Annotated in this window: 13 protein-coding genes; 8 read left to right on the top strand and 5 right to left on the bottom strand. The window is 66.5% G+C overall.

Annotated features, from left to right (window positions below; genetic code table 11):
- The 3 genes from DM816_RS02735 to DM816_RS02725 form a co-directional block, all read left to right on the top strand.
- A partial coding sequence (locus DM816_RS02735; protein WP_162907033.1) for a tetratricopeptide repeat protein occupies positions 1–637 on the top strand: 637 nt, incomplete at its 5' end.
- A 43-nt stretch (positions 638–680) separates the two neighbouring features.
- On the top strand, positions 681–1,223 hold the full coding sequence (locus DM816_RS45605; RefSeq protein ID WP_117208440.1) for a GNAT family N-acetyltransferase: 543 nt from the start codon (positions 681–683) through the stop codon (positions 1,221–1,223).
- A 150-nt stretch (positions 1,224–1,373) separates the two neighbouring features.
- Positions 1,374–1,874 carry a hypothetical protein gene (locus DM816_RS02725; protein ID WP_162907031.1) on the top strand — a complete coding sequence of 167 codons (501 nt, stop codon included), beginning with the start codon at positions 1,374–1,376 and terminating at the stop codon, positions 1,872–1,874.
- A gap of 95 nt (positions 1,875–1,969) precedes the next feature.
- On the opposite strand, the gene DM816_RS02720 is transcribed toward DM816_RS02725, so the two are convergent.
- Together DM816_RS02720 and DM816_RS44130 are read right to left on the bottom strand one after the other, a co-directional pair.
- Positions 1,970–3,400 carry an alpha/beta hydrolase family protein gene (locus DM816_RS02720; RefSeq protein WP_211588518.1) on the bottom strand — a complete coding sequence of 477 codons (1,431 nt, stop codon included), beginning with the start codon at positions 3,398–3,400 and terminating at the stop codon, positions 1,970–1,972.
- Between the two features lie 1,055 nt (positions 3,401–4,455).
- Positions 4,456–4,788: a TetR family transcriptional regulator gene (locus DM816_RS44130; protein ID WP_246001469.1), complete on the bottom strand. Its 333-nt coding sequence runs from the start codon at positions 4,786–4,788 to the stop codon at positions 4,456–4,458.
- On the opposite strand from DM816_RS44130, the gene DM816_RS44125 reads away from it, so the two are divergent.
- From DM816_RS44125 to DM816_RS02700, 4 genes are all read left to right on the top strand, one after another.
- Positions 4,744–5,022, top strand: a complete 279-nt coding sequence (locus tag DM816_RS44125; protein WP_246001467.1) for a hypothetical protein — start codon at positions 4,744–4,746, stop codon at positions 5,020–5,022. The two genes, DM816_RS44130 and DM816_RS44125, sit on opposite strands and share 45 nt — an antisense overlap.
- A gap of 326 nt (positions 5,023–5,348) precedes the next feature.
- The gene (locus DM816_RS02710; protein ID WP_117208437.1) at positions 5,349–6,563 is read left to right on the top strand and encodes a cytochrome P450; all 1,215 of its coding nucleotides are present in this window, start codon (positions 5,349–5,351) and stop codon (positions 6,561–6,563) included.
- An 18-nt stretch (positions 6,564–6,581) separates the two neighbouring features.
- On the top strand, positions 6,582–7,445 hold the full coding sequence (locus tag DM816_RS02705; protein WP_117208436.1) for a sulfotransferase family protein: 864 nt from the start codon (positions 6,582–6,584) through the stop codon (positions 7,443–7,445).
- Positions 7,446–7,670: 225 nt separating this feature from the next.
- The gene (locus DM816_RS02700) at positions 7,671–8,414 is read left to right on the top strand and encodes a phosphotransferase enzyme family protein (protein ID WP_425455205.1); all 744 of its coding nucleotides are present in this window, start codon (positions 7,671–7,673) and stop codon (positions 8,412–8,414) included.
- A 96-nt stretch (positions 8,415–8,510) separates the two neighbouring features.
- On the opposite strand, the gene DM816_RS02695 is transcribed toward DM816_RS02700, so the two are convergent.
- The 3 genes from DM816_RS02695 to DM816_RS02685 all read right to left on the bottom strand — a co-directional run bounded on the left by DM816_RS02695 (position 8,511) and on the right by DM816_RS02685 (position 11,968).
- The gene (locus tag DM816_RS02695; RefSeq protein WP_162907030.1) at positions 8,511–8,981 is read right to left on the bottom strand and encodes an META domain-containing protein; all 471 of its coding nucleotides are present in this window, start codon (positions 8,979–8,981) and stop codon (positions 8,511–8,513) included.
- 122 nt (positions 8,982–9,103) lie between these two features.
- The gene (locus DM816_RS02690; RefSeq protein ID WP_117208434.1) at positions 9,104–10,348 is read right to left on the bottom strand and encodes a chymotrypsin family serine protease; all 1,245 of its coding nucleotides are present in this window, start codon (positions 10,346–10,348) and stop codon (positions 9,104–9,106) included.
- Between the two features lie 627 nt (positions 10,349–10,975).
- Positions 10,976–11,968: an alpha/beta hydrolase family protein gene (locus DM816_RS02685; protein ID WP_162907029.1), complete on the bottom strand. Its 993-nt coding sequence runs from the start codon at positions 11,966–11,968 to the stop codon at positions 10,976–10,978.
- A 74-nt stretch (positions 11,969–12,042) separates the two neighbouring features.
- Here DM816_RS02685 and DM816_RS02680 point away from each other — a divergent pair, with 74 nt between their 5' ends.
- Positions 12,043–12,864: a PaaX family transcriptional regulator C-terminal domain-containing protein gene (locus tag DM816_RS02680; protein WP_117208433.1), complete on the top strand. Its 822-nt coding sequence runs from the start codon at positions 12,043–12,045 to the stop codon at positions 12,862–12,864.
- The last annotated feature ends 125 nt before the right edge of the window (positions 12,865–12,989 follow it).

The following is a 12,989-nucleotide window of genomic DNA, read 5'->3' as shown; positions in this document are numbered from 1 at the left end:
GCAGGATGGCCACCAGGAGGCCGCCGACCACCTTGAACGGGCACTGCACATCGCCCAAGCCACCGGCAACCGCGACGGCGAAATGCGGGCGCTGACCAACCTCGGCCAAGTCCACCGGGTGCAGGGCCGCTATCAGCAGGCCGCCGACCACCTTGAACGGGCACTGCACATCGCTCAAACCACCGGCAACCGCGACGGCGAGATGGCCTCGCTCAGCGGCCTGGGCTACGCCCATTCGGCGTTGGGCCAACATAAGCTGGCCGTTGCTTACTATGACCAGGCACTTGGCCTGGCCCGCGAGCTTGGCAGCGGCAACTGGCAATTCGAAGCTATGCACGGCCTCGGCCGGCTCCATCACGCCATCGGCGACCAAGCCAGTGCCCTTGTCCACCATCAGCAGGCGCTTGAACTCGCGACCGTTCTTGCCCAACCCGCAGATCAAGCCCGCGCCCATGACGGGCTCGCCCACGCCCATCATGCCAAGGGTCAACACGAACAAGCCCGCCAGCACTGGCAAAACGCCATAGACATCCTCACCAGTCTCGGCACCGACCACACCGAAGACACCGGGGCGGACGTACCCACCATCCGCGCCCACCTCGCCAACCTCGACCAACCCCAACAACGACAGATCTGACGGCCGGGCCTGTTTCTTGGCGTGATTTCGGCACCCGCGGTGGGTGCGACCGGGATCCGCGTCGAGGACAGTGTCCTCATTGGACACCACGACGCGGCCTTTTCGGTACCCGCAAACGGTGTTTGAAAAATCGTGGCGGCCGCCAGTGGGCCGTGGAAGTGGGTCCTGGGCGCCGCGGCTCATCGTTGGTGTGGCGTCGTGGCGGGATAAGCAGGCCGTCCTTGAGGCCGTGACGGGCTGGGTCCGTGAATCGTTGGCCCGGGCCGACACCGATCACCACGCAGTCTTTGTCGCGGAGAGCCAAGGCAACATCGTCGGCGTGGTGACGGTTGGCACCCGCCAGCACTTCAGAGGGGAGGTGGACGTGTGCGTCGGCGAGCTTGCCGCTGCTGATGGCCACGAGCGGCGCGGTGTCGGACGGCGCCGTATGCAGGTGGCCGAGCGGTGGGGACGCAACCACGGCCTGCGGCACGTGACTCTGGAAACTGTGCCGCCAACAGGGTGCGCGTTCCTGGCGGATAGACCGTCGTTGCGGCTGAGACGCCGAGCGTGCCACCGAGTTCATCGACGCGGTCAATGCCGCTAACGGCGCGTCAAGGTCGCGTATACCCTCCCGCGTGACGACAAGGGTCTCGATGGTGGGTATCGCGTTAGTATCGGTCGATATTCATCGATCAAAGGAGCGGTCATGCGCTGGCGCAATGTTCGGATCTAGTCTGTTATCGCAGCTACCATCATGACCGCTCCAGCGGTCATGGCGCCACCAGCCGCGGCCGATGCACTGGGCGTGACCTGCGGTCCGCCCAGCAGCCAGACCTCGACCTTCACACCGCCCCTGACCAACACCCCGCAGCCGGTCACGGTTCAGGTTTCCACGCAGTACGGACCCTGCACGGCGGCCAGCGCCCCCGGCCTGACCTCCGGCTCCCGCACCGCCGCGATCAGCTACCCGAATCGGTCCTGTCTTGACCTGCTGGACAGCTCACCACTGACGTTCACCATCACCTGGAACACCGGGCAGAAATCCACCATCTCCGGCAACACCACCGCCACCGTCGTCGGGGCGGCCCTTGTCGTCACCGTAACCGGCAACGTCACCTCAGGACTCTTCCAAGGCGGCTCGGTGATCCAAACCGTCACTGGCCCCGCGACCGATATCACCCTGTGCACCCTGGGCCTGGGCACAGTATCGAGCATCTACTCACTGGTCACCCTGCAAATCCAGTCTGGGTCCTGACGAATGGCCATCGCAGCGCCTTTCAGGACCGCCGCCGCGGCGCAAATGGAGACGTGCCCTTGCCTCTGGGACAGCCGAATTAACGACTCACGAAACTAGCGTGACGGGCGCAGGAACCGCGCTGGGGTGAAATTGGTGAACGCCGGGCGCATGAGTTTGTCCTGGAACGTGGTGAAGTCCAGGACCTGGTGGTACGGGTCGGTGAACACGCCCGCGGCCGTGTTGAGCCGGTGCGGGCTCAGGTTTGGCCAACGACCGGTGTCGATCCGCTCAAACAGGGCGCGGAGGGTCACCAGCTCTTCCGCGTCGCTGAACGCGCAGTGCATCCCGCGGTCCACATACACCTGGCGCAGGTTTGCCGGGTCACCATGCCGGCGGACCTGGCCGGCGTACCACCGCTCGTGTTCGGCGACTGCGCCGCCGTCCTGCTCGGTGTGAAGGGTGATGAACGGCATCGTGATCCGCCCGGACGGCAGTGCGAACTGATCCATGTAGGCCAGAGCGGCCGGGTCGGCGGCGATCCGCTGCGTGGCGTTGAGCCGGTCCAGGTCGGCGTTGAGGTCCACACCCGGCGTCGCATGGTACGCGCGACGGACCAGTTCGGTCTGGCTGGACCGGCTCAGCAGGCGGCGGTAGTCGATGCCGGTGTTGAACGAGGGATTGCCGCCGGCACGGCGTTCCAGATCGGACCGCTCCTTCGGTCCACCGAAAATGACGTAGCCCATGATCCAGTCCGCCTGCTTGCCCACCCAGTCCTGCGTGCCGGGCCGCGGCGCCGGCTCGTGCGCGGAAAACGCGCCCGGGATGTTGCCCAGCGCGGCGATCAGCGCGATGCGGGCGCGGCCCTGCGGTGTCGTCACGGCGACGCGGATCGCGTTGCCAAGGACCTCGTTGCCGCGGTCCGGGTCACGGGACCGCACCAGTTCGATGTCCTGCTGATCAGCCGGTACCAGCAGGGCCTTGACCGCGAAAAGCATGTCCAGCGCCGTGTTGAGGGTTCCGGGCGGGTCGAACTCGCCGCACGCGGTCGCCACTCCGGCAAACCGGTGCGGGTGACGCTCGGCGAGCAGTGCCGAAATCGCCGCCCCGTTCGAATGCCCAGTGGCAACCGTGCGGTGCGGCCGCCCGATGTTCGCCTCGAACCAGTCCAGCAACGCGATCTGGTCCTGCAGCGCGTCTTTCATCGCGAAACCGGTGACGCCTTTGAAGTTCGAAGCCGCGAGCGCGTAGCCGTTGTCCAGCAGCCACGCCTCGGTCCGGGACCGGTCCGGCGGCCGGTTAGAAAGCCAGATCCCACCCGGTGGCGGGAACCCGACCGGCCAGTTGCCATGGCTGAACAGCACCAGGGTGCCGTTCCACCGCCACGGCGTCTCAATCCTGAAGTCAGCCCCGTCGATTGTGCCCGTGTAGGTGTGGCGCCCCGTGGCGACCGCCACGCTCGGTGTCACCGCGTTGGCCGGCGACCCGCTGGCCAGCAATCCGACCAGCAACCCGGCCATTACCAGGCCACGTAATCCTTGACGCACGTCATGCCTCCTCTGCCTTGAGGAGATCCCTTTCACGGGATCCGCTCCGCTGCCTGTGCACTCCTGCGTTTTGCGTGGTTTCCATCTTGTTTGCCAGCGGTTTCGGCGGACTCTGTGGTCCCGCAAAGCGCCAGCGCCCTGGATCGTGGAATCGCCGACCGCGAGGGCCGGTGACCGTGCCGCGGCGGTAGCCGTGGATTCAGCGAATCCCTGGGCGACGGGCCGAGGTGTGACGTGGCAGACCGTTATAGCTTCGCCCACTCACCATGCCCACGAACAGGGAGTCGCTGCCAACACCACCGACCACGCTGAAGCATGGTCGCAGTAAACCAGCCGGCGCTGTCACTTCGGTTTCATCCTCCTGATCGACTTCCGGGGGCGCGGCACTGTCCACGGCAAAATGGCACCGGCGCTCGCGCGCGCCGGGTCTCTGTGGTGGATGGCCGGTCCGTCAATGGTTCCCTGAAGCACAGCGCCGAATAGATCACGGCGTGAAGCGACGCCGCGCGAGCCGTCTCACTGACGGTTCGGTGGTGAGACGACGTCACGGCCGTCCGAATAGGATAGATTCGGTATTGAGACGCGGTGGCGAGCGTCCGATTAGGACACCTAACCGAGACCCTGAGATCAAGATTCTCGACATGCGCATGTCGGCTGCGGAATTGTCCGGCTCTCGATTCCCCTTTGCGGGCGCCGGATGGTTGTGGGCTGAGTTCTCATCCGGCGGGCCGGATCAGTCCCATCTGGTACGCGGTGAAGGCTTGCCTGTACCTGGTCAAGGATGATGAGTTTGCGCGGGATCGAGGCGTCGTACGTTGGTGGGCCGCGACGGCTGGTATGCCGAGCTTTACCGCACCTAGTTCGACCAACCCGTCCCCGCCGCCGCCTGACCGGCGACTGCGGCGTCCAGCAGGGCGCGAGCGGTGTGGCGCACGGTCTGCGCGGCCTGCTCGCGGGTGAGTCCCGCGACGTCGGTGAGCCAGATCAGCGACTCGATGCCGGTGGCGGAGCGGATCGCGATGGCCAGCCGTGTTATGTCGACGCGGGGGTGGCTGTCACGCAGCGGTGCCAGCGCCTGTTCGATCCAGCCGATGGCGCGGCCCTGCCGCAGGAGTGGTTTCTCGGCCCCGGGTTCCAGTGACAGCCTCAGTGCGGCGCGCAGTTGGGGCTCCCATTCGAAGTTGTAGCGGGTGAACGCGGCCATGAGGGCGTCGAGGCGCGCTGGGTTCGTCAGGGGCGTCGTCGTCGAGCAGCGTGTCCGGCTGGATGTGCGGTTGGGCGGCGAGCAGCAATGCGCGCTGATTGGGAAAGTAGCGGTAGGCGGTGGTTCGTGAGATGTGCGCATGCTCGGCCGCGTCCTCGACCTTCGGCGTGGTGCCCTGCGCCAGCAGCTCGCGCGCGGCCGTGACCAGCGCCTGTCGGGTCCGCGACTTCTGCTGGGTCCTCCCCCCACGGTCGTGATCGCCACCTCGCTGGCCGACGCGGATACCGCCACGGCAAAGCGCATGTGCGACGCCGCGTCCGAAATCGCTTACGTCGGTGAGGTGAACTCAGTCCGGGTGCTCAGCGCCGCAGGCACGGAACTCGCCAACGGCATCACAGGATTGAAGTGCCTGGCCTGAACCTCGGCCACCCGCGAACGCTGCCATGCCGACTCTCGACCCGGACGTGCCGTTGGCAGAGATCGATAGCACCTCTGCGCAACTTAACGCATTGGTCGATGGGTCATGCGCAAACAACTTCTTCAGATTGAACTGGGCCGCATCAAGTGACCGAAGTAATTAGCGCCGCGGTAACGGCTGAAGCGGATGCCCCCATCGCGGGGCGTGAATCCTATGGGTGGGAGGTTCACGCGAGCATAGCCAGTTGTCGATATTGACGAACTCGCAGGTCTGGCATAGAGTCGTTCTAAATTTCTCGAACGTCGGGCGGCCTTTTTGGGGGGACTGTGGACGCACGCGCAGCCTATGACGCGCTTTTCACGAAGGAGGGCAGAGCCAACCCATATCCGTTCTACGCGAGCCTGCACGCGCACGGGCAGGCCCTCGACCTGAGTCAACCACGGCCGAGCGCGACCATCCACGGCTACGACGCCGTGCACCAGCTGTTGCGCGATCCCAACTTCCGCGTCATCGACGCCGAACGCGTCGACCAGACCAGGCCGAGCTGGCGCGAGCATCCCGCCCTGGTCGTCTTCATGAACTCCATGATGTTCAGCAACGATCCGACTCATGGGAGGCTGCGCCGCCACGTGAGCTGGGCCTTCGCCCCGCGCCGGATCACCGCGCTGACCGACTCGATCATCCGGCTTGTCGACGAGCTGTTGGACACCATCGCCGCCAAGGGCTCCGCGGGTGAGCCGGTCGACTTCATGGCCGAGTTCGCCTACGCCTTACCGTCCAACGTGATCGGCGCGCTGCTGGGCGTGCCCGAGGAGGACCGGGCGTGGTTCCGGCCGCACGTCATCGCGATCGGCGGAGTCCTCGACGGGGGCGACGCCGGCAAGCTGGCAGCGGGCGACGAAGCCGCCGCCGAGCTCATGGAGTACTTCGCCCGACTGGTCGATGCACGGCGCAAGTCCCCGGCCGACGATCTGGTCAGCGCCCTTGTGCAAGGCTGGGAATCCGACGCTGCCCTGACCGAGACACAGCTGCTGGCGACGTTGACCCTTCTGTTCAACGCCGGTTTCGAGACCACGACACACCTGCTCGGCAATGGACTGTCGATCCTGCTCGACAACCCCGACCGCATGCCGGAGCTGCGTGAGGACCCTTCGCGAGCCTCGGCTTTCGTCGACGAGTTCTTGCGGATGGAGGCCCCGGCCCAGTTCACCACCAGGTACGCGGCCGAGGATGCGGAGGTCTATGGCGTGACCGTGCCCGCAGGCACCACGGTGCTCGTCATGTTCGGCGCGGCCAACCACGATCCGAGCCGGTTTCCCAAGCCCGGGGTGTTCGACCCCGACCGGCCCGCCAACGCCGCCTTGACATTTAGTGCAGGCCCGCATTTCTGCCCCGGTGCGGCGCTGACCCGGCTGGAGGGCGAGATCGCCTTCTCCCGCCTGGTGCGCCGCTTCCCCATGATCACCCCGGCCGGCGCCTCGACGCGGCTCGACCAGCTGGCGCTGCGGGGGTTCACCCACATCCCGATCCGGGTCGGCTGACCAGTAAACAGGAGCAACATGCTGCGCGCGTTATTCGGCAGGCACAAGGCCGCCTCCACCTGGGCACGAAACATCCTGCACGAGGCGGCCCACACCCTGGGCCTCAAGATTCTGACCCTCCACGTGCCCGAGCAGTGGGCGGCCTACGACACGCCTGGCGATTTCGTGAAAGCGGAGAACCCGGACCTGCTCATCATGACCAACGCGCGGCAGAAGGAGTTTGAGACGCTGCCGCCGCTGCGCGGGATCAACCTCATCCGCGATCCGCGCGACATCATCGTCTCGGGCTATTTCAGCCATCGCAACAGCCACCCGGAGGAGATCAGCGGCGTGCCGTGGAGCGAGCTGCAGGAGCACCGCAAGCAGCTGCTCAAGCTCGACAAGGACGCGGGGCTCATCGCTGAGATCGACTTCAGTCGCGTCTTCCTGGACCCGATGGCCGAGTGGAACCAGAACAACCCGGGCGTGCTTGAGGTGCGCATGGAGGAGCTGACCGCCGACCCGCTATCGCAGTGGACCAAGGTCTTCCGGCACTTCGACCTGCTCACCGACAAGTCGGCGTGGGACATGGCGCACCTGGCGGCGGTCAAGTGGAACCTGGCCGCCAGGCGCGGCACACCGCGACCGCTGGCCCGGCTGCGGCGGGTGTTGCCGCCCACACCGATGCGGCGACTCCCGGCGTCCTATATGCACGATGTCCTGGAGCGCTTCTCGTTCACACGGCTCACCAAGAGCGGCCGCAGGATCGGTGAAGAGGACGTCAACAGCCACTACCGCAAGGGAGTCGCGGGGGACTGGCGCAACCACCTGACCGACCAGCACCTGCGCTACTTCCGCAAGGTCCACGGCGATCTGGTGGAGCACCTCGGCTATCGGTGGTGAGGCGGCGCGGCGGCGACATCCACCTCGACGGCGAGCACCCGGCCAGCCCGGCGAAAGGTCGTCGGTGTGCAGGAGCGAGTGGGTCACGCGCATATCGAGCGAGCCTATGTGCGGCCCAGATGGCCCGCCAAGGGAAACAGGCGGTGGTTGCAGGGCGGGCTTCGGGAAACCGGAGATGACGGACCGGCGTTCATGCCGAGACAGTGATGTTCTGAACCCCGTAAGATGTGGCCGGTGGGGTGGGAGGCACTCGAGCAGTGGGGTGACGACGTCGCTCGCATCGAACCGCTTGCTGGCGGAGTTGCCAACGATGTGTGGAGCGTGCGCGTCAATGGGCGCCTCGCGGTCGGTCGTCTCGGCGCCAGGAGCGATGCTGATCTCGCGTGGGAGACCGATCTCCTCCAATACCTCGACCGTGAAGGTCTGATCGTGCCGGTGCCGATCCCGACCACGGACGGCCGGCTGTTCGCCGACGGTCTGGTGGTGATGACCTACTTGGAGGGCGGACCGCCCGAGACGCAGGCCGACTGGCGTCGCGTGGCCGGTACGCTTCGCGAGCTGCATCGGTTGACGCAGGGCTGGCCGCAGCGCCCTGGTTGGCGATCGTCGACCGACCTGCTGCATGCCGAGACCGGGACGAAGATCGACCTGGGTGCGATGCCCCCTGAGGGCGTTGCGCGATGTCGAGCAGCGTGGGCGCGGCTCATCGGACGTCAGTCATGCGTGGTCCACGGCAATCCCAACAACCCTGGCAACGTGCGCATGACAGCGAATCAGGTCGCGCTGATCGACTGGGACGAGTCGCACGTCGACGTCCCCGTCCTCGACCTCGTGCTGCCCGACAACGCCGCCGGCCTCGATGAAGACGCGTATGACATCGCCGCGCAAGCGTCGGCCGCATGGGAGGCCGCCGTCTGCTGGGACGACGACTACGCGGTCAAGCGGCTCGCCGAAGTTCGGGCGGTCTGAGAACGCGTTCGAGGTCGGTGGCGCTATGCGGCACGGCTACCGCGGCCGCACCATACGCTGCCCGATGGAAGGGTCACATCCTCGCGGGTGCGGTGTTCAGGCGGTGCGCGGCACGCTCGGCGGCTGACCGGACCCCGGTGGCGTGCCTGGCACGGCCTGGCGAGTCGATCGCAGCCGGATCGTCGTCTGCGCGGTGGCTAGGGTCAGCTGGCTCTTGTCGAAGGCAACGGTGGCCTGGTCCTCGAAGAACGCCGCTAACCACTGCTGCACCGAGACGAACGGTTCGGCGCAGGGCAGGTCGGTCGTCCTCAGGTCGGAGACGGTGAGCCGGTCACCGTCAAGGCGGGTTCGCCCGGTCAGCGTGTTGCAGCCCGTGTCAGCGGTGAGCGTTTCGGGGCCGAAGGTCAGCTTTATTTGGGCGCCGTTGACGGCCGGCTGATTCACCCCAACGATATCGACAACCTCGTATGCTCCGGCCGGGATTTGGCCGACGGAAGCCTGCCCGGTGATGCTCGGTGCCTGCTCGGTAGCTGTGGCGCAGCCGGCGATGAGTGCTGCCGTTGCCACTATGATCGATAGTTTGGTTCTCATGTCGGTTGGACGCCCTTCGCCTCAACTGGGTCGCGTGTCTCCCGCCGAAAGTCACTCGGCAGGGACACGCGAACTTTGTTCTGGCATTCAGATCTATCTCATGAGGTCTCGTAGACCAGTCCACCCCAGAACGCATTGAGTGGGCTTGCCCAGGCGACCCCGTTGGCGACATTGCAACCCTCGAGGCTCGAGCTGTGCAGCGCGACAGCATAGCGGTTGCCGGAGCCGGGCAGCCAGTACCAGCCGCCGCCGCTGTCCCCGCCGCACGGGTCATAGCCGGACATGCGGGTCTTGATGGAGGCGCCGACGTCGGTGACGGTGGCGCACGGGTTGCCGGCACGGGCCGGGTTGGTGTAGCTGGCCGACAGACAGTTGACCTCGTTGACCAAATTGTAGCTCTCGCCCGTCACGGCCGCGAAACTCGACGGCCCGACCATGATTCGGCCCGCGGTCTGCGCGGAGTAGAAGGCGTTGGTCACCTGGATCGCCCCGGCGTCCTGGTTGCCGGAGTTGAGTGCGTCGGTGGCCGGGCCGACGGTGCGGATCGTGCTGGTGCCATTGGACCACGTCTCGCCGATGGTGCCGATGCAGTGTCCGGCGGTGAGTGCCCACCTGGTCCCACCGCTGCGGGCGGTGAAGCCCAGCGAGCACCACAGCGTACCCGAGCGGCGCAGCACCAGGCCGGCGCGTAGGTCGTTGTCGCAGTCCGTACGCGAGGTGCACGCGTCCAGATGCTCGCTGACCTGGCTGCCCTGCTCGACCCGGACGCCGACAGGAACGTCGGCCGCCGTGAGCGTGGCGAACTGGGCCTGTGGCACCCGTACCACAACCTCGTTGGTCTTGACGTCGATGGTCACCTGGTTGTTGGCGACCTTCGCCAGCTTGTCCGAGCCGCCGCGGATCTGTTCCACCAACGCGCCCAGCTCACGCATCGAGCGGGTGACCTGGTGGGTGTCGACGCTCAGCCCCGGTGTCTTGGCGGCCAGCGCGGCGACGTCCTTGGCCGCAGCCGGTGTGGTCACCGCGATGTGGTGGCGGGCGGTGTACGGGTCGAACCAGCCGCCCGCCCAGCTCTCCTTCGTGATGTCCAGGCCCTGCTTGAACTTCTCACTCCTGGCCTGGGCCCGGGCCGCGTTCAACGCCGCCTCGGGCGAGAGGTCGGTGAACGACGCGCGGTAGGCGTCGGCCACGGTCCGCAGGTCGTTGGCGCCAGTGTCATAGGCCGGCTGACCGGCCTTCGAGTCTCCTGCTGGTGCGGCGTTCGCGGAGGTGGCGAACGTGGCAACGACCAGCAAGGTCGCACCGGCGGCAGCTTGACACCGCCGCAGGTAGGTGCTTCTCATTTGCCCTCTTTCCCCGGAGGATCACGCTGATCTCTCCGATCGCTATTGGCGTACGCAAAGCTAGCGATTAAATTGGGATCGGTACATATTTAAGTCAATTTTATGCCAGTAAATGAGTTGGGTGATGGGGCTGGTGCTCGTTGACCCCTTGCCGAATTGCATTTGCTTCTATCAGGTGCTGGGACCATCTCGATTGGGCAGTTGCCGGAGCTCGGGCGGTATGAGCGATCTGTGATCGGACATGTTGCGTACGTGGGCGGGCCGGATGACTTTTGGGGGATTTCCCCTTCCGCAACGACAAATGGCGAGCCGCCCGCGGCGCCTCACTCATCTGGCGACCGGCGACCGAAGCGTTTCCAGACGATCGCCACCCAACGCCGCCCACCACCCAACCCGACCAGCGGGAGCAACTGGAACGACTGCCGTCAATCAGAACACGTGGATCGAGCCTTAGGGCGGACAGTCCGCGGTGGCAAGAACCCGTTCGAGACAACGTTGGGCGGCACCGTACGAGCTTCAGTGGCAATAGACCGACGCCGTTATCACCAACGGTGGACGGCCGGTCTACCACCAACCTGCGCCGCGTTCCAGACCGGAACAGGCAAGTGAGAGCGGCCATAGCCAACCTCAGGCCGGCCGGGTCTCCAGGTACTGGCGCTGGTCGGCGAGGAAACCGTCCGTGAACAGCGATCGCGGTGTGAAGAGTGCGGTTGTGGTCATCCGCACGGTCGAGTCCTCCACCGCGTGCGGGATCATGCTGTGGGTGGCGTCGGGGTAGCGCCTGACCTCCAAAATGGGCGTCGTTTTCCGGTACACGGCCTCGGTGTCGGCGACATCCACGTTGATGTCGCGGCCACCTAGCAGCAGCAGGACCGGTACCCGCGATGCAGTCAGGTCGGCCGTGGCGTCCGCGAGGTGGTTTTTCGTCAGGAAGGTCCACCGGTCCGCGGTGATGTTGGCATCCGCGCCGGGCTGCCGCCGGTACTCGCCGTAGGTCGCGCCCGCGCGCAGCAACCGCCGCATCATGTCGCTGCGCTCGGTGGCGGCCGTGATCTCGGCGGGGCTCGCTCCCTCGGCGTGGAGCCTTGCGAGCAGGTGGTACCGGCCTTGCTCGAGCCAGTTGACGGCCGGCGACACCGCGATCACGAACGCGAGGTCCGGCACGCGGACGGCGACCTTCGGCATGACCCAGCCCGCCTGACTGGCGCCCCACAGGCCGATCCGATGGCCGTCGATGTCGGCGCGTGAGCGGGCCCATTCGACGGCCCCGGTCACCTCGTCGGCCCGGTCCTCCATACTCTGATGCAGCCAGTTGCCGGCCGATCCGGCGACTCCGGGCTTGTTCCAGGACAGCGACGCATAGCCGGCGCGGGCGAAGGCTTCCCAGATCGGACGGTAGAAACCATCATGTGTCGCGTTGACGGGCCCGTCGCCATGCACGAAGACCACCAACCCCACCGGGCCGTCGACGCGGTCGGGCTTGGCCAGCACCCCGTCGAGCGCGCCAATGGTCACGCGCTCCTCCCGCATGTCGTACGAGTGCTGGTGGAGCACCACGCCCACGCCACCGGCCAGCAGGAGGGCGACGCCGGCCGCCGCAATGACGATCTTGCTTCGCATCCGCACTGCATCTCCCTAAACTATCGTTTGAGCTACGATCGTACGCGACTTGTTCGAATGGAAGAATCGGCCACATGATCACCACCCGTGTGCTCGTCGAGAGCCTCGTCCGCGCCGACGGCACGGTCGACGCGGGCGAGCTCTACGCCATCGCTGCGATACTGGGCATGACCGACCAGCAGGTGCGTCTGTGCATCAAGCGGCTTGTGGCCGAGGGACGCTTCACCCACGAAGGCCGGGGCCGCCGCGCCCTCCTGCGTGCCACAGCGGAGGTCTTCAACGAGGTGGAGTTCGTGCGGTACGCCTATCGCCAGGACCAGGGACTCGAACCGTGGGACGGTCGATGGCGCCTGGTCGCCTTCGCGATCCCGGAAACGGCGCGGGCGGCGCGCGACAGCTTCCGCGATGCCATCGTGTACCTCGGCGGAGCCTTCGTGCAGGGCGGCCTCTACGTCACACCGAACGACTGGGACGACCTGATCGCGGTGCACCGGGATCGGCTCGGCATCGGTGCCGGTGTCACCACCCTCACCACCACCGACCTGTGCGTTGGCGGGGAACGCGACCCGCGACGGCTGGCCGCGGCGCTGTGGCCCCTGGGCGAGATCGCCGAACGTTACGTCCGCCTCGGCGAGCGCGCGCGGCAACTGCTCGAGTCGCACGCCGGGCTTGCCCGGATCGAGCTGCTGGCCGGAACGATCGAGGTCGCCGCACAGTTCACCGCCGCCATGGAGCCCGACCCGCTGCTCCCACCGGAACTGCTCCCTCGGCCCTGGCCGGGCACCGAGGCGCGAGCGCTGAGCGCGCGCTGCTTCGAGGCGCTGCGACAGCGGGACGGCGACGACGCGCCGAGCCGGTTATATGCCATCGACTCTCTCGGCCGGCACGCCGGGTGAAGGCGGTCACTCTGTCGTTGCGCCTTGGTCTTTCGCCCAACCGACCCTCAGCGGTGTTGATCTCTGAACCCGGCGGGTCGGTTACCGGAAGGCGTCGATGCTGACCCGGCGTGCACCTCATCTGG

This window comes from Allorhizocola rhizosphaerae (assembly GCF_003426775.1).
GTDB lineage: Bacteria > Actinomycetota > Actinomycetes > Mycobacteriales > Micromonosporaceae > Allorhizocola > Allorhizocola rhizosphaerae.
Note: the sequence above shows the minus strand (reverse complement) of the source record. Positions and strands in the feature narration are given on the sequence as shown.

Excerpts from the sequence above, each read along its gene's own strand:
- DM816_RS02725 (WP_162907031.1), top strand. The coding sequence starts at position 1,374 with ATGACCGCTCCAGCGGTCATGGCGCCACCAGCCGCGGCCGATGCACTG.
- DM816_RS44125 (WP_246001467.1), top strand. The coding sequence starts at position 4,744 with ATGCTCGGCCGCGTCCTCGACCTTCGGCGTGGTGCCCTGCGCCAGCAG.
- DM816_RS02705 (WP_117208436.1), top strand. The coding sequence starts at position 6,582 with ATGCTGCGCGCGTTATTCGGCAGGCACAAGGCCGCCTCCACCTGGGCA.
- DM816_RS02700 (WP_425455205.1), top strand. The coding sequence starts at position 7,671 with ATGTGGCCGGTGGGGTGGGAGGCACTCGAGCAGTGGGGTGACGACGTC.
- DM816_RS02690 (WP_117208434.1), bottom strand. The coding sequence starts at position 10,348 with ATGAGAAGCACCTACCTGCGGCGGTGTCAAGCTGCCGCCGGTGCGACC.
- DM816_RS02685 (WP_162907029.1), bottom strand. The coding sequence starts at position 11,968 with ATGCGAAGCAAGATCGTCATTGCGGCGGCCGGCGTCGCCCTCCTGCTG.
- DM816_RS02680 (WP_117208433.1), top strand. The coding sequence starts at position 12,043 with ATGATCACCACCCGTGTGCTCGTCGAGAGCCTCGTCCGCGCCGACGGC.